This window comes from Phycisphaerae bacterium (assembly GCA_035384605.1).
GTDB lineage: Bacteria > Planctomycetota > Phycisphaerae > UBA1845 > PWPN01 > JAUCQB01.
Window position 1 is genome coordinate 1 of record DAOOIV010000083.1, and the last position, 24,343, is coordinate 24,343.

The following is a 24,343-nucleotide window of genomic DNA, read 5'->3' on the forward strand; positions in this document are numbered from 1 at the left end:
GGGCGTCGGCGCTGCTTCTGGGCCAATACCCTCTATTGGCCGATCGGTTTTGTGCCGACGAGGGCGTCGGCACTACTTTGGGTGTCGGCACTACTTGGGGCGTTGGCGCTACTTGGGGTGTCGGCGCTACTTGGGGTGTCGGCACTACGCATGTCGCCGGTCGATGGCGTCGGCGAGAAGAAGTTTGTGCCGACGAGGGCGTCGGCGCTGCTTCTGGGCCAATACCCTCTATTGGCCGATCGGTTTTGTGCCGACGAGGGCGTCGGCACTACTTTGGGTGTCGGCACTACTTGGGGTGTCGGCGCTACTTGGGGTGTCGGCGCTACTTGAGGGTCGCTTCGTTATTCAGTTCGTAGAGTTCCTGGACCTGGTTCTGCGGGTCGAGGCGGATGCGGGCGTTAGCAAGCTTGTCCGGGTCGACGTTCACCACAATCTCTCGAACCGAGGGCTCGAAGCTCTTGATGGCCGGTAGCCCATCGACTTTGGCGTGAGCAAGCTGCGTCCAGGTGTCGCCGTTCCCGGCCTGGGCCACGACGTCGAACGGTCCGGCCGCCGCTCCGCCGATGTTGTGAACCCGGACAACGACCTTGCCGTCCTTCAGCTGAATGTCCCGCGACGCGATGGCCAAGTCCGGCAGCATCGCGGGCCTTTCGATCGCCTTGCGCAGTCGCAGATCGACGACCCACTCCTTGTGCGAGGGGATTTCCACCCAGATGGGCGTGCCGCGGTGGAGATGCTCCACCTCGGTCGGTTCGGTCCAGGTGTAGCGTTTCTGGAAATCGTATTCGCCGGGCACGGGCTCGCCGGCGTTGAGCACGTAGACGCCGGGCACCAGCCGCCAGGGTTTGAGCCCGACGCGCATCGGCTCGGCGTTGAAGTTGTAGAGCATGATCCGCAGACGAGCGGGTGTGGTCTCGGTCACTACCGAGGCGAAGTTGAGGTCCGGTGTGTCGTAGGTTACCGAGATGGTCGGCGGTTTGCTGTCGCGGAAGCTGCAGACGGCCCCGGTGTAGGCCCCGAAGACCTCGGCCGACCCTGTCAACCCGGCCCGATCGGTTTGCAGGATCTCGCTGGTGAGCTGCGTCCAGTTATGCCGCAAGGAGTTGGCCGTCTTCTCGAACGTCGTGACGTACCGGGCCAAGTCGTAGTCGGTCATGTAGCGTTGCGTCGGGGTGGCCATTCGCAGGATGTACTCGTCGTAGACCCGCTCGCCGGTCAGGAGGCGGTAAGCGCTGAGCACGTCGGCCGAAGCCATGTGCGACCACTGGGCCATGAGGTTCTCGATATGATCGGGCGGCAGCTTGGGGTCGCCCTTGTGGAGCGGACCGGCGGTGGCCATGTGCATCATCGTCTGCACCGGGTCGAGGAACTTACGGTCGTTGGTAAGCAGATAGGCCGTCGTGAAGCTCTCGTAGATCATGAGGGGCAGGCCGGGGAAGCCGTACGAATTGCGCTGCTCGTCATACCAGGGTTTTCCGTCGGGCGGGGCGATGCCTCCCGAGGGAAACCACAAGGTGGACGGAGGGAAGCCGGCGGGTTTGGGGCCGATCTGCCGCATGGTGGCGTCGCGCCAGGTGTCGCACCACTGCACAAACGCGTCGCGGCCTTCGGGCACCCCATACCAGCCGAGATAGATGAAATGCTTGGTTGCCCGCGCGTGGTAGCCGCTGTCGCCGCCGTTGCCCAGGCCGCGTTTGACACCGTCGGTGCCGAAGTCCCGCGACATGAACTGGAGGAAACCGCGCTCGTTGAGGTCCATGAACTTCTCGCGAACGGTCTTGGCGGATCGCAGGTTGCGTTCGAGCCACAACGGATCGCCGTAGCGGAGGACGATCATGGTGGGCAGGGAATCGCAGGACGGCTCGGCGGAGTGCTCGACGTCGCCGGGGAACGGATCGTAGCCGTCTTTGAGAACGTGGTCCCAGACGCCCTGGGCCAGTCGCTCGATACCGGCGATGACCGGCTCGGCCGCGCTGGTGATGCAGGCGATGGGCACCCAACCGCGAAGGATCTCGACGTCGTCGCCCCAGCCGCCGCCGAGTTGACCGTCCGGAAGCTGTCGTTCGCTGAACCACCAGCGTAGGACGGCCTGTTGGCGGGCCAGTGATTCCTGCAAGTGGCGAGCCCAGGCCGGCCCGTCCGACTCGGGGCGGATCAGTTCCTCGCCCCAGGGGATCTTCTCGCCGGTCCACTCGCGCAGGGCCTGGTGTTCGGGCCAGATCTTCTTGAGTTCGGCGAACTCATTGATCGCTGCCTGCATGCCCTCTCGATGGGCACCCTCGATGGCATGGGCGTAGTTGAAGCGATTCTCGAACAGGCGGGCCTTGTAGTAGAACGGGTTGTTGTCCGGGCCGCAGCCGATCAGTCGACGGGTGGCCCGATGATCGCGCCTGTAGACGTTGAAGTCGGCGAACCACTTGGCGGCCAGGGCGAAATCCTTGGCTTTGGTGTCTTCGGGGGCCCTGGCGGCGAGCTCCGCGGCGACTCTGGCGACCTGTGCCTGATGCGCCGGTTTTTCCAGAAACGCCAGGTCGCCCACCACGTAGGCCAGAGCGGCCGCGCTCTCGAGTGTGGCAGGTGAGACGGCCGAGAGCGTAGCGAAGGCCTCCTGGTACTTTCGCTCGTTGTACAGCCTGATCCCCTGGGTCACGTTTGGTGTCAGGGCGGCCGGCCCGCTGTAACTCAGTTGACGATCTTTCCAGGTGAATCCCAGCGCCGGCATGGCTCGCAGCACCACCGGTCCGCCGGGCGCGGGTGTTGTCCGCTCGAAGACCTTCACGTAATCGACATACATGCCGTTCCAGGTGGTCAGCGCGACGCCGTCGAACTCCGGCCCTCCGAGCGGATCGTCGAGCCTGGCCTCGAGGAGCTTGTGGTCGTTGCAGTAGAGGATCAGCATCGGTCCTTCCTTGACCGCGACGATCTTGTATTTCTTGCCGTGTTCGATCGGGAATGGGGGCTTGTTGTCCCGAACGGTCACACCCGCGCCCATGATCTGGTTGAAGGTGTTGTTGCCGCCGCCGAAAGCCAGGAGGAAGGTGTTGGCCAAGGTGACGGCCAGGTCGCAGGGCGGCTGGTCGGGGTCGGCCTCAGCCAGGAACTCCACCTTCACGTCGCCCGGGAATCCGCGGCGGAGCCTGGCGTCCGCCCGCCCCTTGAGAAACAGGCGGCCGTGGACGATGCTCACGTTCTTGGCTTCGACCCAGTCCGGTCCAAGCTCGGCCCGCTGGAAGCGGTCCTCGAACACGAGCTTCCATGGCCCGTTATCGGCCGCATTGGCGATCGCTGCGAAAACCAGTACACACGCGCAAAGCCATTTCTGCATGACACGACTCCTCAGTGAGCATGCACGGCCACCCGGCCATGATGAAAGAGAGCCTCTCCGCAAAGCCCGTCCGAAAGCAGGTTGTCATGGATCGCAGGGGTTGTGTCAAGAGTCGACGGAATTGAGGGGATGAGGCCCGCTGCCGGTGCGACGGTGAACGTGTTGCGACCTCCGTTTGGCTCGCGCACAAAGGCCTGTCGTGCCGCGTTGAGCCCCCGCTTGCGGGAGGCTCAGGCTCCTTGCAAAACAGCCTCAATCCGTTCATCATGCCGCACAATCGCAGTCACCCGATCTCTGTTGAGGAGTTCATGATGGCCGGAACCCTGAACGCCCCGACCGAACCCGTTTTGGCACGTCGCAGGCCCCGCGAGAACTGGGGTTCTCGTCTGGGAGTGATTCTGGCGGTGGCGGGCTCGGCGGTCGGGCTGGGCAATTTCCTGAGATTTCCCGGCCTGGCGGCGACGAACGGCGGCGGGATCTTCATGATCCCGTACTTCATCTCGCTGCTCGTTCTAGGCATCCCCATCTGTTGGGTCGAATGGACCATCGGCCGTTACGGCGGAGCCCGCGGCTTCAACAGCGCTCCGGGCATTTTCTCCGCTCTCTGGCCGAGCCGGGTGAGCAAGTACTTCGGAGCGTTGGCGCTGATCATTCCCGTCGGCATCTACATGTACTACGTCTACATCGAGGCGTGGTGTCTGGCCTATGCGTGGGACTACGTATCGGGCACCATGACTCGTTACGGCGCAGATGCCGGCACGGACGTGACCGCGGCGGTTGCCGCGTACCGGACGCACTTCACCGAGTTTGTCGGCATGGGCGAAAACGGCTTGCTGGTTTACGGATCCCTGCAAAAAGGCGTCGTTTTTCTGCTGATCGTGTTCGTCATCAACTTTGTCCTCATCTACCGCGGTCTGACCAAGGGCATTGAAGCCTTCTGCAAGTACGCCATGCCGTTGTTGGCCGTCTTTGCGCTGATCGTTCTGGTTCGCGTGCTGACCCTGGGCGCTCCCGATTCCTCCCGCCCTGAGATCAACGTCAATAATGCCCTCGGTTTCATGTGGAACCCCAAGACCGGTGACGAAGGTTTTCTGGCGGCCCTGGCCAACCCGGAACTGTGGCTCAGCGCATCGGGCCAGATCTTTTTCAGCCTGTCGGTGGGCTTCGGCATCGTGCTGAACTATGCCAGTTACCTCAAGGCGGACGACGACGTGGTCCTCTCGGGCTTGACCGCCACTTCGACCAACGAGTTCTGCGAAGTATGTCTTGGCGGACTGATTACGGTGCCCGTGGCCTTCCTTTTCCTTGGAGAAGCCAACCTGACCAAGGACGTGCTCGGTTCGACGTTCAGCCTGGGCTTCATGTCCCTTCCGGCGGTGTTTGCACGGATGCCGGCGGGCAGCTTTTTCGGGGCGGTGTGGTTCTTCATGCTCTTTATCGCGGCGATCACCAGCTCTCTGAGCATGCTTCAGCCGGCGATCGCGTTCTTTGAAGAAGGCTTCGGCATGGGCCGACGGCTGTCGGTGACCTGCCTGGGGCTGCTGACGGCCATTGGCAGTCTGCTCGTCGTCTACTTTTCGAAGAACCTGCTGGCCACGGACACGCTGGATTTCTGGATTGGAACGGTTTGCATCTTCATGCTCGCCACGGTGGAAGTGATCCTTGTCGGGTGGGTTTTCGGCGTGGGCCGTGCCCGCGAGGAGGTCAAACGGGGGGCCGCCCTGGAAGTGCCTCGAGTCTTCTGGTTCATCATCAAGTACGTCTCGCCGACTTACCTGCTGGTCATCTTCGGGTTCTGGTGCTACAAGAACATACCGGCCAAGATCGACGAAGTCCGGGCGATGAGTCCCGAAGATCGCGGCACGGTGCTCCTCATGCTGGCCTTCATCGGGGTGCTGCTGATCTTCTTCGGGATGCTGGTCAACCTGGCCGACAAGCGGTGGCATTTGATCGGCAAACTGCCGCTGGAGCCCGCGCGAGGTTTGCCGTTGGCCGCCGCGGATGAAGAAGGGAGAACGCGCTCATGACCTGGGCCGGATGGCTGCTGATGACGCTTTCCTGCGGGGTGGTGGTCTCGCTGATGGTTTTCTGCTACCGACGCGTGCTGCGAACGCCCAGACCCGAGGAGCACATGCACGCTCCTCTGGAGATCGACACTCGCGACGCGGACACTTGATAAGGGTTCGGGGTTCAGGGTTCCCTGCTTCGCTCGATGAGCTTCGCAGGGCAAACGGGGTTCAGCGGAGCGGGGCTCGGCGCAGGCTGCATTGATCGATGCGCTTGGTACTTGCGGAGCGACATGGTGAAGGCGTCCCTGAGTTTGCGCGTCCGCTCGTTCTCGTGAGGGATGAACCCAAAGCGCTCTTCGTCTTTGGGCAACTGCATTCTGGCGATTCGTTTCCAACCCTTGTTCATCCCGTGGATGAAGAGCGAGCCGGTCAGGCTTCTGGTCGCCAGCAGCGTCCTTAACGTGCGTCGCCAGACCCAGGGGGTATTCGCGGCGGCGTGTCGCAGTTCGTAGATGGTCTCATCCAGCTTTCGGGCGGTCATTTTGCGCGGGTGGTACACGGTCTCGACGAAGGTATACCTTTCCCAGTCCTCCGGGTAGTTGGTAGCGAAGATCCGGCCCTCGGACATCCACCTTTGATACAGCCTGGTGCCGGGCAGAGGCGTGAGGTTGGTGATCTGGATGGTATCGATCCCCAGCTTGACCGACTGAATGGCCGTCTCGGCGACGGTGTTCTCATCGTCCTGGTCGGCACCGATGATGAAGGCCCCGAAGACGGGAATCCCCGCGCGGTGGAATCCGTCGACGAGTTCCTTATAGCGTGACAGATTCATGCGGTTGATACCCTTGTGGTAATCCCGCAGGCTCTCCGGGTTGAACGTCTCGAAGCCGATCAGCATTCCGCGGCAACCGGCCCTGTAAGCCAGGTCCAGTCCCTCCGCATCGGCGCCCATATTGATCGTGGTCTGACTGAACCACAGGCGTTTCTTGCCCCGCTTGATGATCTGGCGAAGCAGCTCCTTGGCCCACTCGGCGTGCTTGGGCCCGACACCGAAGAAGTTGTCGTCGGTCACGAAGATGAACCGCTTGATGGTCGAGTTCCACTCGTCGATGATATCGTCGATCGGTCGCCGCCGGATCTCCGGGCCGCTGAATAACGTGACGCTGCAGTAGTCGCATCCGACCGGGCAGCCTCGTGAAGTCTGAATCGCGGCGACGGTGTATGAACCATTGACGGCCTGAAGGTGCTGAGCTCCACGGCCGATGCCCGGGGTACTGATGGAGGCCGGCCGCCCCTGGTATCGGGGTTTGAGCCGACCGGCCGCGGCGTCGGACAGAATCTCCGTCCAAATCTCATCGCACTCCCCGATCGCGATGGAATCGACATGTCCTGCCACCTCGTCGGGCACCGCCCAAACGTGGGGTCCACCCATAATGGTTGGAATGCCCTCGCGGCGAGCCTGGGCTGCGATTTCGTAGGCCCGCGACGCGCCGCTGGAGTAGCTGGTGATGCCCACCAGATCGTATCGGCCGCGGCGGACCAATCGCTCGGTGGCTTGGGGTCCGAAGATCTCGTCAATGATGTCCACTTGATGGTCCGAGGGAGTCAACTGGGCAAGGACCTGGAGGCCGAGCTGCGGGATTCTCCCGCCTATCGTGTGGTAGCCCTGGCATCGGCGGGCAACGGGGTTAATCAATGCTATTCTCATGTGAGGCCTTTCACGACAACCAAGCCCGATCCGGCGACAAACCACGGTCGTGCAAAGTCATGTTGTTTGTTGCTGTCAGGCGGTGAGACACACGAAGCTCAACACGACGGGTGGCAAGCAAGCCTACAGCCCGGGATCGCCGGTCGCCGGTGTGGGTTCTTGGATGCGAATCCGGTCCTGATCCGCGCTCATATCCGTCCGGCATTAAGGGATGACGATAACCGCAACCGGCGGGTGAATCAACCCTCGCCATGAACCCGAGGTCAATGGGGTGGTATGGCGCAAAAAACGAGCCCCGCAATCGGGCGCGGGGCTCGCTAGTCATATGTCGTGGCTGCCGTAAGGCAGCTGCGTGGGCGTTCCCTACGGCAGCTCACCTCTGCAATCTGTCAAGGGACCACCTCCTTTCGGGAAGAAACACCTCGGGTCATTCGCTGCGGTCCGCACAAGCACCGGCACAAATGTCGCCGAGCTTCATCCCACCTGCCGATCGCCACCGGCAGGTCCACAGGTTGTGATCATTCCAGAAACCGGTTGAATCTCCTCCGACCCTCCCGGCGACAGACTGACGCAGTCCGTTTCCGGAAAGGTCTGACACCTGCCTCTATCTATCTATACGTCAGGATGGCTGTTTCGGCAAAGAAAAATCACTGAAAAAGGGAGTAATCGCGTTTGTTGGGTCGCGGACGGGGCAGGTGGTTACCCGATTTCGGAGCGCCTGCAGTTACCGGTCCGGTCTGAAGGCTCGCGGGCTGCCGGCCTTCACAACAGATGTGCCGAATAGGGACAAACCTCGCGGGTTGCTCAAGAATCGCCCCCCGCTGCAACCTGGCCATTGGTTATCGGTATCAGAGGGCGGTCGGGGTCTGCGCATATGCTGGCGGTGCTTGCGCCTCGATGGGCGGGCGCGCGGTCCTGGGCTTTCGGTTCGACTGGCGCGCACGGAAGGTTGACGGCAATATCTTAGAAGTATGGTCGCGTGGGCGAGGGCTTTTCGATAGATATTATGAGGGCTGCCCGCCGTGGATTGCGGGTCAGGGACGTCGATCGGGGTTCGGGAGGAGGTTTTATGATCGACGGACGCGGCACCCCCACCGGCTTGGGCTCCCCGCCCGCTGCGGACACCGGGGTTCGGGAGGAGGTTTAATGATCGACGGACGCGGCACCCCCACCGGCTTGGGCTCCCCGCCCGCTGCGGACATCGGGGTTCGGGAGGAGGTTTAATGACCGACCGACTGTTTCCCATCTTTGAGGATCACCGCAGAGTGGGGCTGACGGTTGTCTTGGCCTTCTGTTGGCTGACAGGCTGCTCATCGGTGTTCCCGACCAAGGTGGAGCCGCTGCTGGATCCCGAGTCTCTGCGGCCGAGTCCCCAGGTTTGGCAGTTGAGCGATCCGCTGGATCCATCCAAGCCGGCCACTCAGCCGATGGCAACGCGTCCGGCGGGCTTGGCGGCCACCCGTCCGGCTGCTGGACCGAGCACCCGTCCGGCGACCGGTGAGTTGCCCAGCCCCCCTTACCGGATCAATGCCGACAGCATCCCGAGGCTGGTTTATCACAAGTATCCGCTGGTTACTTCGGCCAGAGAGCAGATGATCGCCGCCCAACACGGCCTGCAGGAGTTCAAGGCCAACCTGAGCCGTTTTGAACCCTTCACCAACGTGTCGGGTATGGCCTTTCAGTATCCCGAGCGACGCGATGCCAGCGGATTGTCGGGCGAGGTCACCGGCGGGATCGAGAAGGAGACTTTTGACGGCGCCATCTACAGGGTTGAGGGTGGTGCTCGCGGCGAGCGAATCAAATACGGCGAAGTGGGAGAAGGGCAGGCGTCGGAGGATAGCGGCGAGGGCGGTCTGGTGAGAGGCCGTGTCGAGGTTCCGTTCATTGGTTCCCGAAAGCGGCAGGACCGAACGATCAACCAGGCCTACCAGGAATCGACCGCCCGGGCGGCGGTGCTCAACTATCTGAGCTACTATCGCTCTTACGCCCTTACCGCGATGAACTACTATGCCGGCGCCTTGCTCTATCTGGGCTATGCACGGGCCTACGAACACCAGATCGAGGCCCTTGAGGATCTGCTCAAGGAGCCCGGGCTCACCCCTCAGGATCAGCAAGTCATTCTGACCTCGATCGGCAGCAGCCGGATCGTCCGTGACTCCTACAAGGCCAGCTATCAGTCGTACCTGTTGTGGACTCTGGAGTATCTGGGTATTCGCCCGGGCGAGGAGTATTATCTCGAGGAGCCGCCGGTGAGCGAGGGGAGCATCTACTATGACCGCACCCGGACCGACGAACAAAGACAGGAGCTTCTCACCGAGGCGTACGAGAGCAATCCCCGGTTTCGGGTGCTGAACGACGCCATCCGGGACGCTGAACTGAAGCGGTCGCAGGCCATTCTCGGGAAGAACGACATCACCGCCTTTGTCGAGGGGACACAGCACGCCTTCGGAGCGGAGACCTTTGACGATCGAGTCGGCGGGTGGGAATTGCGGGGCGGCGTGTCCTTCCGGATGAATGATCCTCGAGTCCTCAACGCTTCGATCAGAAAGGCCGAGGCTGAGATCCGGTCCTACCAGGCCCAGATCGAGGCTGAGGAACTGAGTGTTCAGCAGCAGATTGCGGTGCAATCGGCCACGCTGACCACCTACGTTGAATCCAAGCCGCAGATTCTCAAGAACATCGACGAGGCCAGGAGCGAGTTTGAGGCTCGTCGCAAGGCGTACTTTGCGGGCCAGTCGACGCTACTGAGAATCGATGACGTTCTGAGTTCGCTCCAGAGCATCACAACGGCAGAAGTGCGCCTCGTCAGCAACAGGTATTACACCGCTTTGGCGGATAACATGCTCATGTCCGCGTCGGGACAGCTTTACCAGATGGCCGGCGTGAAGCTGACGGAGGACGCCGGCACGGTGGGGCTTGCGGAGAAGAAGTAGTGAAAGCAGCCACGGGGTGCCGTGACCAGGCGCGGACAGGAGTCCGCGTGGCGAGAAGCCGCCCCCCAGGCAAACCCATGAACACACAGGGACAGGATGCCAAGATCGGCCCCGGCGAGACAGGCTTATTACGCGCGGCGACGAAGCATGCTGCTGAGCCTCTGTGCGCTTGCCGTGGGGGCGTGTTCGACCGTTGACCGGCGCGAGGCTCCGCCACCTTCGGGCACCGGGGGAGTCAACCGTCGGACCCAATTATGGCGGACGCCCCGAAGGCAACCAAGCCGCAGAGTGGCGTCTCGCCCGGCAGGGTCACGACCGGCGACGAGCCAAGCGGTCGGCACGCGGCCCGCGGCAACCCGGCCGGCCCTGCCCCCGCTGGCCTCGGTTCGCCCCGTCGCCATGACCCGGCCGGCCTCGTCGCAACCTGCCGAGACTCGCGAACCTCTTGCCAAGCCCTATCGCATTAACACTGCCAACGTTGTTCGGATGGCTTATCTGATCAGCCCCCTGGTGATTGCCAGTCGCGAGGACATGATGGCCGCGAGGCACGGCCTGGAAGAATTCCGCGCCAATCTCAGTCGCCTTGAGCCTTATATTGGGGTTGACGGAGGAGCCCTTGAATATCCGCAACGGCGGGGGGTCAACGGCTACGACAGCGAGCTGGTTGCCGGTATCCAGCAGGAGACCTTTGACGGATCCGTGTTTCGCGTCGAAGGCGGGGTGAACGGCTCGCGTTACAGCTACGACCGGACGCAAAGCGACGCGGCCAAGACGGAATCCGGCAGCAGCGGAGTCTTGCGAGCCCGGGTCGAGATTCCTTTCATCGGTTCCCGCAAGCGTCAGGATCGAACCATCAAGCAGGCCTACCAGGAGTCCAGCGCCCGGCAGGCGATGCTTGAATACCTCAGAGACTACCGAACCTATGTCAACAACGCGCTTGCCGAATATCGCCAGACGATTCTTTACCTGAACCAGATGAGGGCGTATGAGGATCACATCGCCGCGATCGAAGCCCTCTGGGACCTGCCCGAGCTGACGGACGACGAGCGCACGCGCTTGCAGACGGCTTTGGGAGATGCCAAAGTTCACCACAGCGGCCTGCAGGCCAGCTACTGGTCCTCGCTGCTTTCGTTGTTGGAAACTCTTGGTATTCAACCGGGCGAAAAGTATACCGTCGAAGAGCCCAAGGAATTGTCCCTACAGTTCCTGGACGAGGTCTCGACGCCCGAAGGCCGACAGCGACTGCTGGCCAAGGCGTTTGAGAACAATCCCCGGTTTGCGGTCCTGGAGGATGCGATTCGCAATGCCGAACTGAAGCGTTCCCAGGCTGTTTTGGGAACTCATGACATGACCGCCTATTTTGAGGGGGCGCACTACCCGTTTGCCCCGCCGGAGTTTGACGACCGGGTTCACGGGTGGCTTCTGACGGCGGGGATTACCGTGCGGATCAACGACCGGCGCGTCCTCACGGAGTCGCGGAAGAAGGCGGAGGCCGAAATCCGGGCTTACCGGGCTCAGATCGCCGCCGAAGAAAACGATATTCGCGATCAGATCACGATTCGCGCGGATCGGCTCCTGACCTACTCCAAATCCCGCTCGGAGGCGATCGAAAACGTCGAGCAGGCGCGGGCGCAGTTCCAGGAACGATGCGAGGCCTACTTCTGGCGAGGCGAGTCCGGGATGAATATCGACGACGTCCTCAGGTCGCTGTCGGTCCTGACAAACGCCCAAGTGCAGCTTGCCAGCAACTTCAATCAGATCATTGATGCCGAACACGATCTGTTGGTTGCGACCGGAGAAGTCTATCGCTTGGTGGGCATCCGAATTGAGAAGGAAGACTCCGGCACCGTGTTGCACGAGGCGCTGCTCTCACAGCCGTCTGTTACCTCATCACAACCCGAGTGACTGATTTTACTCAGGCAGATTCATTTGCAGGCGCTCATTTGACAAGCCGGATCCGCAAGCAACGCCAACCCTGCTCTGCAGGACAAAGTCGCAACGCGGCGTGAGGGCGAGCGTCACTGCTTGCCGGTCCTACGGCGGTTGACGAGATACGGCTTGCCGGTGCGGCCCCTGGAATGCTCACAGGGACGGACGCTGAACGTTGACATCCGCTTATCGCTCCGCGCAGCTCGGATCGGCCGGCACATTTTCCCCGCTGCAGCATCGCTGGAAGAAGGCGAAGTCGGTCTGATCGGCATCACCATCCTGATCAAAATCGATTCTGTCGCAGCCAGGCGACAGGGAGACGCCCGGCGAAGTGGCGCAGTTTTCAAACAGATCGGCGTCAGCGCCGTCCACGTCGGCGTCGCAGTCGAGATCGGCCGGGGTCAGCCCGGTGCGCTTCGCTTTGATTTCGAACGAGACATCCTGCCCCTCGCAAATCCGGAAGAGGTATTGGCCACCCGGTGACAGATCGACGTTTTGCTGACCGGTCACATCGACCAGCGTGTAGCTGTAACTACCGATGTTGCTCAGGTCCCAGGTCATCGTTGCCTGTTCGCAATGCCCGGCCCCGAGGCCGGCCAAGCTTGCGGTCGCTTCCCAGACCTCGTCGCTGCCGCAGGGAGGCTCTCGGTAATCCCGAATTCGCGGTCCTTGGAAATCGGGCGTGGTGGTAAGCCGGAGTTCGGCCAGTCCAGCCGGGGCCGCGGGGGGAGCCATCAGGTCGAGCGCATCGAGTTCATCCGATGCTGCCGGATCGACGGCTGCTCGGAAGCTCCATGTGGCAGTCGCCTGGCCGGTTATCTGAATGCCCAGCGAGGAGCCGGTTTCGGCGCCGGCGTCCAGAATGCCGGCAGCGCCGCCTTCCGGGGGAACCACCAGAATCAGTCCATGCCTGAAAGCCCGGAGCCAGTAGCCCTGACACGGGCGGAGGTAGGCGTCGTCTCCCGTTTCGCCGGGTATCACCAGCCGGTAGCCGGAAACCGGTTCATGATAAAGCAGGGTCGACTGGATCCAGCCTGTCTGTCCGGCCTCGGTGACGGTTTTTGTCTGCGAGCCGTCGGAGACGGAACAGGCCGCCCAGAGGACCGGCACATCCGTGGGGCATCCAATCAGATTCCACCCGTCGGTCAGTCCGATGAGCACATTCTGCTTTGCCGCTTTCCCGCGCACGCTGAACGTGGAGGCCTGGTCAAGGCGCAGCCAATATCCTTCTCCCCGGGCAAGCGTGGTCATCTCGTCGGGATATGCCTGATAGGCGTCTGCCCGGTACCGGAGCAGATGCCCGGGCAAGGCATTGCCGGCCTGCTCAAGGGCCGCCAGCACCGCTGTCACATTTGGGTTGTCGGAGTCGAGCGGGATCGAAATGAGATTCCAGCCGCCCTGGAGCCAGGGCGGTCCGCACCGAAACCGTTCGGACATGGGCAGTGCCGGCACGCTAGCGGCGCCGCCGCTGTCCGGCTGATGGAACATGGCGATTGCGGCGAAGCGTCCGCCGCCGGACGCGCGCATCTCGAACGAGGGCACAGGCTGACCCGGCAATGGCGGGATCAACGGCAGGATTTCGGTCATGTGTGGCGCCAATTCCATGGGAGCGCCGCCCTGCGGCGTGCCGTCCAGGCCGTACAACCGTAAGTCGATGGTTACGGGTTCCTCCTCCGGGTTGTGCATGACGAGCAGGCCGTCCTGGAGGAGCGGCACGCCCGGCGACGGGATCCTCAAGGACGAAGCGGGGCGGACCATAGATTCGGCCATCGTCGTAGCCTCGTTGGTCGTGCGGACGCATGAACCGATGATGCCTTCGCCCTCCAGAACGCGCACCCGGACTGACTTAGCCAAGGCAGGCGGTCCGAGATGATCCGCGTCGAAAGTCATTGTGGCCTTGGGGGCAATCAGCTCGGGCAGGCTGCCAAGAAAGGCACCGCCTATGTGGTACCATTCCATTACCACCAAGGCGGCCGAGTCCGTCGGATTGTGAAGGATTACCATTGTCTGCCAGTCGGCCTCCGAGGTCACGTAGGGGGCGATCAGCTCGGCGGCGACCGAGGTCTGAGCGGTGGTCTCGAAGGCGTCGTAGGTAAGGTCCTCGGCCAAGGCCCACCCGAGAAGATGCCCTTGCGAGAGCTCCGCGTGCATGGCCGCCGCACCCGTGAGCCATGACTTGGGCACCTCGAATCGCTGGTAGGCGTTCACCGTGGCCTGCTTGGTGTGAAGCAGCCTACCGCTCATATCGTAGAAGCGCATGGTCAACAGAGCCGTCGACTCAGGCGGGTCGTACACCCAAGCCGTGGTATAGCGCCAGCCCAAGCCTTCCCCTCCGAACATCGGCCCGGAAGGCAACTGGAACGCCAGGGTGGCGATCCAGGCTTGAGGCCCCGGCTGATTCTGGCCAGGTGCTGCGGCGGTTCCGCGCCTGCCAGGCGCGGCCCAGGTCTCATACCCGGGAATCATCTGGTCCATGGCGATCGTGCCGGCCAGGGCGGTCAGATCATCGTCCAACGTGTCCTCGTCGATCACGATCACGCCGTGGGGAGGCGGCGCCATGGTTGACTGCCAGCCCAGCAATGTGCCATCCAGATCGTACGCCCAGGTCGAGCCGTCAGGCAGGGCATCGTCGGTCGGGTTCTGGATGGTGATCGTGCCCGTGGCCTGAATCAATGACTCCCATGTGGACTTGGCCTCATCGCGTTTGTCGGTGACCTCATAAGTTCCGGAATCGGAGCTTGACTGGTATTCGATCACGTAGCAGCCGGGCGGGTCGGCCGGATCGAACTGCCCCGAGAGGAACGTGGCGTAGACATAAACACTGACCCGTGAATCCCAACCGCCCTGCGGCTGGGCGAAGGTGTGCTCGAACCCGCCGTTGCCGGTCTGAACGGTGGCCTCATAGTGGTTGCCGGCGTGATCGAGCTCGACCTTGACTTTATAATGGTTGTCCATGGCAATCCAGTTGCCGCCTTCCTCGGGTTTTCTTTTCACCGTTCCCTTAACCTTGATGTCGCTCCACTTGTAGACGGAAGAGACCGGGGAGGTAATGTCGGTCTGGGTGGGGATCTTCCAGGAAGTGTCCCGAAACCTGAAAGTCATCGTGTTTGACTCGCTATCCAGTTGTTGCCCGTCCGTATTCCTGACCTGGGCGTAGATAGTCAAGTCGTAGTCTTTGTAGTACCTGTTCCCACCGGTCGAAAGCTTCTGAGAGAGCGTTGTTCCGTAGTAGTCGCCTGAGCATCCCTGCGTGGTGTGGGAGATCTCGGCGGCCTCGTTCTCGCCGCCCGAGAAGCGCATTTTGTATTTGTAGTTGTTTTGCCAGTCATTATCGTTGAAGTAGCACTGGACATAGACCCATAAGGTCGGTCCATCGTTCCAGACGTCCGTATCCTGATTGGCGTCCCACTTTGCTTCTGCGTCGGCGTTCTGGCAGCAGAACTTGTTGACGTAAAGCTCCCAGTCACCTTGGGCCAGAGCTGCGGGCAAAAGAACATACACGAAGATCAGAATCCGGCTCGACATGGCATACCTCTTTCCTGCGGCGGTGACGGCCGGCGCGGCCCGCTTAGAAAAGAACACAAATGCGAAAGCCGGACGGTGCCGATCAGCCCGCCCGCGTATGGACTCGACGCGTGGAAATGAACCAGACTTCAGGTTTTATCATACTGCGAGGCTAGCGGCGAAGCAAGACCAATAACAGGGTTGAAAAGGGATCATCTGGGTTCGGGTTTGGTCAGTCCAGTCGCGAGACCAGGATACAGGCGTTGTGGCCGCCGAAGCCGAATGAGTTGCTCATGGCCGTTCGGATTCGGGCCTCGCGGGCGACATTGGGCACATAATCCAGGTCGCACTGCGGGTCGGGGTTATCGAGATTGATCGTAGGGGGCAGAATGCCGAGGTGAATGGCCAGCACGGCGGCCACCAGCTCGACGCCGCCGCTGGCGCCCAGAAGATGACCTGTCGCCGACTTGGTGCTGCTGATCGCCACCTTGCGACTTTGTTCGCCGAGGACGGTCTTGACCGCCAGGGTCTCGGCGGTGTCGCCGAGCACGGTGCCCGTGCCGTGGGCGTTGATGTAGTCGAGCTCGTCGGGATTGATGCCGGAGTCGTTGAGGCAGTCGCGCATGGCGACGGCGGCGTAATCGCCGGTCTCGTTCGGCTGGGTCAAGTGTGATCCGTCCGCGCTGCACCCGAAGCCCCTGACCTCGGCGTAGATTCTCGCCCCTCGCTGCCTGGCGTGTTCGTACTCTTCGAAGATAAGGATGCCGGCCCCCTCGGCCATCACGAATCCGTCGCGATCCCTGTCGAAGGGGCGGCTGGCCCGGGTGGGTTCGTCGTTGCGGGTGCTGAGAGCCTTCATGGCATTGAAGGCGCTGAGGCCCAGGGTGGTGACGGCGGCTTCGGTTCCTCCGGTGAAGATGACGTCGCATTCGCCGCGCTGAATCAGTCGGAGGGCGTCTCCCATGGCATTGGTCGCGGAGGCGCATGCCGTTGCGACCGCCGTGCTGGGGCCGCGGGTTCCGAAGCGGATGGAGATATTCCCGCTGGCCGCATTGACCATCAGCTTTGGAATGGTGAAGGCCGAGACTTTGGAGGGTCCTTTGTCCATGAGGCGCCGATGCTGGTCCTCAAGCTCCTGGATGCCGCCGATGCCCGAGCCGGTGATCACGCCCACGCGGTGCGGGTTGATTCTGGAGAAGTCGAGTCCGCTGTCTTGGGCCGCATCAATGGCCGCGGCGACGGCGAACTGGGCGAAGCGGTCCATGCGTTTGGCGGCCTTGGGTTCGATCCACTGTTCCGGGTTAAAGGAATTGCACTCGCCCGCGAAATGGGTGTCGAAAGCGCTCGCGTCGAACCGTTGAATAGGCCCGATACCGCTGCGTCCCGAGATCAGTCCGTCCCAATACTCGCGGACGGAACAGCCGAGAGGCGTTATTACGCCCATGCCTGTAATCACAACCCGCCGTTTCGCCATGCTTAGCATTCCAGGAACCGCGCCAAGGTCAGCTTGAGGTCGCCGCCCAAGGTTCCTTCGAGACCCGGAGATCGGGGCGGCCGCATTGGGGTTTGTGCCGTCACCGACTGCTGGGGCACGAGTTCGCGGAAGGGCGCCGACTGCCGGAGCGGCCGGGGCGCGGACCCGTCCCACCGACTCACTACTGCTGCTGCTGTTGCTGACCCTGGTGTGCGACGATGTAGTCGATCGCCTGGCCCACGGTCTTGATCTTCTCGGCCTCCTCATCCGGAATCTGCGTCTCGAAGCTGTCCTCCAGCTCCATGACCAACTCAACGATGTCCAGCGAGTCGGCGTTCAGATCGTTGATGAAAGAGACCTCTCGGGTAATCTCGGCCTTGTTGATTCCCATCTGTTCACTTACGATCGATATGACCTTGTCTTCGATTTCCTGAACCGTCACTCCGGGATCCTCCGTAGCTTATCAGATCCACTGTCGCAACTACGGCCTCTTGCAGGCCACTCCGTAACCTTACGCGGCCCTCTGCGGTTTTTCGCCAGGGGCCATTAGTAGACTACATATTCAGCCCGCCGTCCACCACCAAGACCTGTCCGGTAATATACTTGGCCTGGGGGGACGCCAGGAAGATGACCCCTGCGGCCACGTCGGCCGGCTCGCCCATCTTCTGGCAGGGGATCAACTGCTTGACCATGTCCTTGACCTTGTCGGGCAGTACCTTGGTCATCTCGGTATCAATGAAGCCGGGGGCCACCGCGTTGGCGGTGATATTGCGCCGGGCCAGCTCTTTGGCGACCGTCTTGGTGAAACCGATGACTCCGGCCTTGCTGGCCGCGTAGTTGGCTTGGCCGGCGTTTCCCATCATGCCTGAAACGCTGGCGATGTTGACGATCCGGCCGTAACGGGCCTGCATCATATGACGACAAACCGCACGGGTCATCAGGAACACGGAACGCAGATTGACGTTGATGACGGTGTCGAACTGCTCGTCTTCCATGTTCAGCAGGAGACCGTCCCGGGTGATGCCGGCGTTGTTGACCAGGATGCTGATCTTGCCGAACTGCTGGATCACTTCCTCGACGAAGCTCTCCACCGCCGCCCGGTCGGTCACGTTGAGCGACTTGGGCACGATCTTGCCGGGCAATCCGTTGGTTTTGGCCTCGTCGGCAACCGCTTTCGTGCCCTCGAAATTCAGATCGGCAGCCAAGACCGTGGCCCCCTGCTGAGCGAGCCCGAGGCAAATGGCCCGCCCGATGCCTCGTGCTCCGCCGGTCACAACCGCCACTTGTTCGGTCCACGACATTCCGATGTCCTCCCGCTGCGTTGTCCGCACTGTCACCCCGAATCGATCGCGGCCGCGTGGGGGCTCTGCACCGCCCCCCGCCGGTTCGAAGCCGGCCTTAAGCGGCTTTCAGAGCCAGATCTGCCGCAGTGCTGACGTTGATGATCGGGGTTCGCCTCGATATTTTTTTCATCAGTCCCGTCAGCACGCGGCCCGGCCCAATCTCGATAAACTGCTGCACGCCCTCCGCCAAAAGCTTTTGCATGGACTCCTGCCAGCGCACCGGCTGGGTCAACTGCTCCGTCAACCGCCGACGAATGGTATCCGGGTCCCCATGGGGTTGGCAATTCACATTGGCGATGACCGGCACCCGCGGGGTCTCGAACGGGGTGACCGCGAGCATCTCGGCCAGGCCGTCGGCAGCCGGCTTCATCAGCGGCGAGTGAAAAGCCCCGGCGACCTTGAGCGGTACCGCCCGCCCGCCGGCCTGCTCGATCAGCAAAGCCGCCTTTTCGCAAGCTGCCTTGGCTCCCGAGAGCACGATCTGGCCCGGCGAGTTGAAGTTCGCAGGTTGAATCACACCCGCGTCGGAGGCTTGGCGACAGATCGCCTCCACTTGGTCGGGATCGAGACCCATGGCGGAGACCATGCCGCTGGGAACCGCAGTTGCCGCTTCCTGCATGAGCTCGCCCCTGCGTTTGACCAGCCGGAGGGCGTCCTCGAACGCCACGGCCCCGGCAGCGAACAGAGCGGTGTACTCCCCGAGACTCAGGCCGGCCATGGCTGCGACGGGCTCGGTCAAGACCGCCCGCTCCTGCAACGCCTGCCAGATGGCGGCGCTGGTCGTGAAGATTGCCGGCTGTTGAAGGTCGGTTTGCTCCAGCCGCTCGGCGGGCCCCTCGAAGCACAAGGCGCGAAGATCGTAGCCGAGCACCTGGTTGGCCCGCTCGAAGACGGCGGCCGCGGCGGGAGACGCCTGGGCGATGTCCCTGCCCATGCCCACCGATTGAGCACCCTGCCCCGTGAATAAAACGGCCGTCTTGGCCATGCCCAGGAAACCTCACAACCTGATCAGAGCCGAGCCCCACGTCAGGCCCGCGCCGAACCCAGCCATCAGCACCCAGTCTCCAGTCTTGACCTTCCCTGCCCGCCATGCCTCCTCAAGAGCCATCGGGATCGAGGCGGCGGAGGTGTTGCCGTAGCGATTGATGTTCACCGCGATCTTGTCCATTGGAAGTCCCATCTTCTGTGCCGCCGACTCGATGATCCTCAAGTTTGACTGATGCGGGACGACGTAGGCCAAGTCTTCGACCCGCAGGCCTGCGCGTCGCGTGGTCTCAATCAGGATCTCCTGCATCTTGGTGACGGCGAACTTGTAGACCTCGCGGCCCCGCATCTTCATGTAGTGCCGGCGATCCTCGACCGTCTTGGCGGTGGCGGGCATTGCCGAGCCGCCGGCCGGGACCATGATGAGCCTTGCTCCGCTGCCGTCGGCTCCGAGCATGTGCTCATACAATCCGCTGAGCTCATTGTCGGGCGGGCCGATGATTGCGGCGCCTGCTCCATCGGCCAGAATCACGCAGGTTGAGCGATCCTGGAAATCGGTTATCGCCGACATTTTCTCGGAGCCGACCACCAAAACATGGCGATACCCCCCGATTTGCATCAAACCTGCCCCGGCCACGAACGCATACACGAAACCGGCGCAGGCGGCGGCGATATCAAACGCTGGAACGTGCCGACACCCCAAAGCGTGCTGGAGGAAGCAGGCGGTCGCCGGCAACGGATACGCGGGCGTGGAGGTCGCAAAGACGATCAGGTCGATGTCCGCGGGGGTCAGGCCGGCGTCGTCGACTGCGCGCTTCGCGGCGGTGGTCGCCAGCGTCAGCGAATCCTCGTGGTCGTCGGCGAATCGCCGTTCGCGGATGCCCGTCCGCGTGCGAATCCACTCGTCGGACGTGTCGAGAATCCTGGCAAAGTCGTCATTTGTCATCACGCGATCCGGGAGGGCGCTGCCCATGCCCCGAATCGCCAGCGGAATTCGTTCGCCCATCAGTACTTCACTTATCGCTAAGCCGCTGTGCGGCAGGTTCTTCGACCAGTTCAGCGGCAATAATCGAGTTCAGGTCGTTCTCATAATACTCCGCCGCCACTCGGACCGCGTTTCGAATGGCAACGTGATCGCTGGAGCCGTGGCAGATAATGCAGGCTCCGTCGACGCCGAGCAAGGGTGCGCCACCGTACTCGGCGTAGTCATGGTTGGCCCAGACGCGCTTGACCACGGGTTCGAAATGCCTGGCCAATTCGGGACTGGCCAGGGCGATTTCCTTCGAGATGGTCTTGAACAGGCCTTCGGCCAACCCCTCGATGAGCTTGAGGGCGATGTTGCCCACAAACCCGTCGCAGATGACGACGTCGCAGCCGCCGCGGAACAAATCCCGGCCCTCGACGTTACCCACGAAGTTCACCTGCGGGCACGAATCGAGCAATTCGTGAGTCTGTTTGACGAGAGACGTTCCCTTGACGTCCTCTTGGCCGACGGACAGCAATGCCACTCGCGGGCGGGTGATTTTGAGCACGTGTTTGGCGTATGCCCCGGCCATGATGGCGTACTGCACGAGGTGGTGCGCTTTGGGAGTCAGGTTTGCTCCGGCGTCGCACATGACGATCGGGCCGGCAAAAGAGGGCAGAACGACGGCGATACCGGCCCGGGCGACCTTCGGCAGCAGCTTCATGCGAAGCTGGCTGGCAGCGGCGAAGGCACCGGTGTTGCCCGCGCTGATGATTGCATCCAGCTCCCGCTTTGCGGCCATCTGTGCCATACGACAGATTGAGGAATCGGGCTTGTGGCGAACCGCCTCGACCGGCGACTCATCCATGCCGATGACCTGGGGGGTGTGCATGACCGAGATATTTGGCCACGCACCGCCGGCGAGTTCCAACTCCTTGCAGATGACGTTCTCGTCGCCGATGAGGACGATCTGGTGCCCGTTCAGCTTCGCGGACGCCTCGACCGCTCCTCGGACGATTTCCCGAGGCGCGTAATCCCCCCCCATGGCATCGATGCCGATCCGCATGAGGTCTAGGACTCCTCTTCCTCGATGGCCAGCGCCACGTCTCCGCTCACGTAGCCGCAATTCTCACACGACGCGTGAGGCAGCTTGGCCACGTTGCATTTCGGGCATGGCACCAAGTTGGGCCGTCTCAACGCGTGGTGGGCACGTCGCTTGCGCTTGCGGGCCTTGGATACTTTTCTTGCAGGTAGCATGTCTTTTTCCGGTAAGCTCTTACAGTTTCAGTGCTTTCCCGCGATCACCCGGCGGGCATCAATCGCCGTCGTGAGGTCACTTGGTGATTACCAAAGAGAGGCTTGCACCCCCGGCCAACCATCTGTCAGGCCGCTGTTGCAAGCCTCCCGCGAACCATAGACAGTACTAGGCTTGGCGAAGGCTGTCAAGGCGGCCGCCCGCCTGTCGGGGCCTTGTCGCCGGGGCAGCCTGGGCGGCTCTCTGAAAACGTCGGGCGCAAACCGGGAACCAAGCCGCAGAACCGCCAACACCGGAGGAGGTCGGCGTGTTGGCTGTCACGGACGCTTGGCGAAGGTCGGGTGGGTCCAGCCTGTGCGGGCGGACAAGAGGGGATGGGCTTCAGGGGTCGTCCGATAACAGCGAGGTTGCAAGGCAGAACTAGGCGGATTCTCGCGCCGTTTGAAAAGAGTAGTAGGCCTCGCACTTGTTCGGGTCACCGCAACAAACGTCTCGGATAAACTCGTAGTAGACATTGGGCGGAAGCCCATACTCGGGTCGGAGGGGGCATTTCAGGCAAATCCGGGGGCGGGATGTGCTACCGATCTGGGACAGGATGAAGACTTTATTGGTGCCGGCAAAGCACTTCATGGCTTTGTTGAGGCGGTTTTCCAGTTCGGAAAGGTTTGCCCGCAGTTCCTCCAAAGTCGGAGGGGGTGGGGCGGCTTGGCGGGTTTTGTGGAATCGAACTGCGGTATTGATTGCCTCCTGGACCTGCTGTTTGGTGATGGGATGTTCCACAAATGCGCGGACGCCCAGCTTGTGCAGCTTCGGCTGGACGGGGTCAGCCTTTGGGCCTAGAACGGCGACGACGGGTAATTGAACGCCGTTATCTCGCATCCAAGTTGCGAGCCGGAGGGCATCATCGCTCTTGGCTTCCTGCCCGACAACCACAAGATCCGGCCGGCTCTTGGTCAAGAGCGAGGCCCCGGCCGTCACCTCCGTGGTTTTTTTGACCTCGAAATGGGGCCGGAACATTGCTTCCAGCAGGCCCAGTGTTGCCTTATCTCGGTTTATCAACAAAACTTTGGGCACAAACGCCTCCGTGGGAGGTACTGTTTGTTCGGTCGGTTATCCAACCTCATGCGGCTGCTCGGACGAGCACCGGGTAGGGCGCTCCTATCGGCTCGTCGCGGAGTCGTTACTTATTGCCTGATTATACTCCAGAGGCAAGTGTCTTGCCATTTCAATAATCGCTGATAAAAGGTCCGACCAAGCAGTGTGGCTCCGAAGCGCAGCCACCGTAATTCACAACAGGCCGAGACGCAACCTAGCTGGCGGCAGCGTCAGGGGCTTTTGGATTCGCCCGGAAAAGGGCGGTAGCAACCCTGAAAACGCCGTTTCTACCTGGCCAGTTCGGCGATGATCCTTTCGATGAGCTGAGGCATGGCGGAGGCGACTTCCTCGCTCAATGTATCATCCGGGCTGACACTCTTGGGTTGAACGCCCCAGATTATCACTTCATCAGGCATTGAACCAATGATCTGTGCCGCAGCGAGCGCTTCGGTCAAAGCGATTTCATGAAGGGAGACGAGCGGGCGCCCCGCACTGGCAAGATCTTCAACGTGCAGGCGGAGAATTGCTCCCGGCTCCAGGCCCGCATCCACTGCGTCGATGACGAAGACTTTGCGCCGGTTGCTGATGATGTCCAGCAGATCCGCCCCGGCCGTGCCGCCATCAACCAGTTCGACCCCTGGCGGCAAGGCCATCCCCCGCATGGCCTCGATCAGTCGCACGCCAACCCCCTCGTCGCGCAGAAGGATGTTGCCGATGCCCAGGACCAGGATAGGGGCTCGCTTCTCGGGATTGCTCATGCCTTAAGAGTGGCAGAAATGATCGCCGAGTCAATGGTGAGCCCTTTGCCCGCACGGGCCCCCTGCGCCAAGCGGTCATCCGCATCGATCGGGGCACCGAGAAGACCATCGGCTACACCTACGACGCCGACGGCATCCGCTTGCAGGGCCAACGCCCTCGTCGGCTCATGGGTTGCAGACAGAATCGCCGACGAGGGCGTCGGCGCTACTTGGGCATCCGCACCGGCAAGACGGTGCTGAAGCGGACGCCCACCCCCCAGGTCACCCGGACCCACTACCTGGTGGACAAGAACGCCCCGCTGGCTCAGGTGGTGGCCGAGACCGACGAGTCCGGAACGGTCAAGGTCAAGTACGTCCACGGCGACGACCTGATCAGCCAGACCCGCGACCCGAACGGCCCGTCGCCGATCACGAGCTACTACCACTACGACGGCCAGATGTCCACGCGGCACCTGACCAACGACCCGGCCGACCCGCAAACCACTTCGGCGCAGGTGACCGATTCATACACCTACGAGGCCTTCGGCGCGCTGTGGGCCCACACGGGCGAAACGCCCAACGACTTCCTCTACACCGGCCAGCAACTCGACCCCAACACCGGGTTCTACTACCTGCGGGCACGGTACTACAACCCGGCGGCGGGGAGGTTCGTGACGAGGGACACGTTTGACGGCCTGAAGTATGATCCGATCACGCTTCACAAATATGTCTATGCTGCGAGTCAACCCCTCACATATCAGGATCCGAATGGAGCGTTCCCTTCCCTCCTCGGTACTGTCGGCGTCATCAGCATTCTCCTCATCGTGATGAGTTTCCCGAATGTTGTGAATGCTCCGAGCATTTGGGACACTACGCAGCCAGACGCCAGTGGCGAGATGGTCATCGGCCTCGGCGTATCCCTGATCCTTGGTCTTGTAGTTCTCGGGATCGGTGGGCTAATATCTAGGGCGGACCGCCTTTTTGCGGGCCGCAACCCAAGCGTTCTGCGATCCGGAAACATGCGCGCAAGCCGCACAGATGTCCGGCCGTAAGGATTGAAAGGCGCATGCCCACGCAAAGCCG

18 protein-coding genes are annotated in these 24,343 nt (G+C 62.0%); 6 read left to right on the top strand and 12 right to left on the bottom strand.

Going from position 1 to position 24,343, the window contains the following annotated elements:
• Positions 1-330, top strand: a 330-nt coding sequence (locus PLL20_15990) for a hypothetical protein (GenBank protein ID HPD31492.1), incomplete at its 5' end; no start/stop codon positions are given.
• On the opposite strand, the gene PLL20_15995 is transcribed toward PLL20_15990, so the two are convergent.
• Entirely contained in the window at positions 323-3,325 is a 3,003-nt protein-coding gene (locus tag PLL20_15995; GenBank protein ID HPD31493.1) for a hypothetical protein, read from the bottom strand. The two genes, PLL20_15990 and PLL20_15995, sit on opposite strands and share 8 nt — an antisense overlap.
• 239 nt (positions 3,326-3,564) lie before the next feature.
• Between PLL20_15995 and PLL20_16000 the strand changes: the two genes are divergently transcribed.
• Positions 3,565-5,352: a sodium-dependent transporter gene (locus tag PLL20_16000; protein ID HPD31494.1), complete on the top strand. Its 1,788-nt coding sequence runs from the start codon at positions 3,565-3,567 to the stop codon at positions 5,350-5,352.
• Complete coding sequence (locus tag PLL20_16005; protein ID HPD31495.1) at positions 5,349-5,501, top strand: hypothetical protein; 153 nt, start codon at positions 5,349-5,351, stop codon at positions 5,499-5,501. Before PLL20_16000 ends, PLL20_16005 begins: the two co-directional genes overlap by 4 nt.
• A gap of 14 nt (positions 5,502-5,515) precedes the next feature.
• Here PLL20_16005 and PLL20_16010 read toward each other — a convergent pair whose 3' ends face one another.
• Complete coding sequence (locus PLL20_16010) at positions 5,516-7,042, bottom strand: radical SAM protein (GenBank protein ID HPD31496.1); 1,527 nt, start codon at positions 7,040-7,042, stop codon at positions 5,516-5,518.
• Positions 7,043-8,265: 1,223 nt separating this feature from the next.
• Here PLL20_16010 and PLL20_16015 point away from each other — a divergent pair.
• Entirely contained in the window at positions 8,266-9,975 is a 1,710-nt protein-coding gene (locus tag PLL20_16015; GenBank protein ID HPD31497.1) for a TolC family protein, read from the top strand.
• 486 nt (positions 9,976-10,461) lie between these two features.
• The gene (locus PLL20_16020) at positions 10,462-11,880 is read left to right on the top strand and encodes a TolC family protein (GenBank protein HPD31498.1); all 1,419 of its coding nucleotides are present in this window, start codon (positions 10,462-10,464) and stop codon (positions 11,878-11,880) included.
• A 210-nt stretch (positions 11,881-12,090) separates the two neighbouring features.
• Here PLL20_16020 and PLL20_16025 read toward each other — a convergent pair whose 3' ends face one another.
• From PLL20_16025 to PLL20_16070, 10 genes are all read right to left on the bottom strand, one after another.
• On the bottom strand, positions 12,091-15,429 hold the full coding sequence (locus PLL20_16025) for a hypothetical protein (protein ID HPD31499.1): 3,339 nt from the start codon (positions 15,427-15,429) through the stop codon (positions 12,091-12,093).
• Positions 15,430-15,640: 211 nt separating this feature from the next.
• Positions 15,641-16,882 (bottom strand): beta-ketoacyl-ACP synthase II, encoded by a 1,242-nt coding sequence (fabF, locus tag PLL20_16030; GenBank protein HPD31500.1) that lies wholly within the window; start codon positions 16,880-16,882, stop codon positions 15,641-15,643.
• A gap of 181 nt (positions 16,883-17,063) precedes the next feature.
• A complete protein-coding gene (acpP, locus tag PLL20_16035) occupies positions 17,064-17,324 on the bottom strand; it encodes an acyl carrier protein (GenBank protein HPD31501.1) in 261 nt (86 codons plus the stop codon).
• Positions 17,325-17,436: 112 nt separating this feature from the next.
• Positions 17,437-18,183, bottom strand: coding sequence for a 3-oxoacyl-[acyl-carrier-protein] reductase (gene fabG, locus PLL20_16040; protein HPD31502.1), 747 nt, complete (start codon positions 18,181-18,183; stop codon positions 17,437-17,439).
• A 97-nt stretch (positions 18,184-18,280) separates the two neighbouring features.
• Entirely contained in the window at positions 18,281-19,210 is a 930-nt protein-coding gene (fabD, locus tag PLL20_16045) for an ACP S-malonyltransferase (protein ID HPD31503.1), read from the bottom strand.
• A gap of 12 nt (positions 19,211-19,222) precedes the next feature.
• On the bottom strand, positions 19,223-20,215 hold the full coding sequence (locus tag PLL20_16050) for a beta-ketoacyl-ACP synthase III (GenBank protein HPD31504.1): 993 nt from the start codon (positions 20,213-20,215) through the stop codon (positions 19,223-19,225).
• 7 nt (positions 20,216-20,222) lie between these two features.
• Positions 20,223-21,239: a phosphate acyltransferase PlsX gene (plsX, locus tag PLL20_16055; GenBank protein ID HPD31505.1), complete on the bottom strand. Its 1,017-nt coding sequence runs from the start codon at positions 21,237-21,239 to the stop codon at positions 20,223-20,225.
• A gap of 5 nt (positions 21,240-21,244) precedes the next feature.
• Positions 21,245-21,430, bottom strand: a complete 186-nt coding sequence (rpmF, locus tag PLL20_16060) for a 50S ribosomal protein L32 (GenBank protein HPD31506.1) — start codon at positions 21,428-21,430, stop codon at positions 21,245-21,247.
• Positions 21,431-21,848: 418 nt separating this feature from the next.
• Positions 21,849-22,502 (bottom strand): response regulator, encoded by a 654-nt coding sequence (locus tag PLL20_16065; protein HPD31507.1) that lies wholly within the window; start codon positions 22,500-22,502, stop codon positions 21,849-21,851.
• 308 nt (positions 22,503-22,810) lie between these two features.
• Positions 22,811-23,281 carry a HyaD/HybD family hydrogenase maturation endopeptidase gene (locus PLL20_16070; GenBank protein HPD31508.1) on the bottom strand — a complete coding sequence of 157 codons (471 nt, stop codon included), beginning with the start codon at positions 23,279-23,281 and terminating at the stop codon, positions 22,811-22,813.
• Positions 23,282-23,490: 209 nt separating this feature from the next.
• Here PLL20_16070 and PLL20_16075 point away from each other — a divergent pair, with 209 nt between their 5' ends.
• A complete protein-coding gene (locus PLL20_16075; GenBank protein HPD31509.1) occupies positions 23,491-24,312 on the top strand; it encodes an RHS repeat-associated core domain-containing protein in 822 nt (273 codons plus the stop codon).
• The last annotated feature ends 31 nt before the right edge of the window (positions 24,313-24,343 follow it).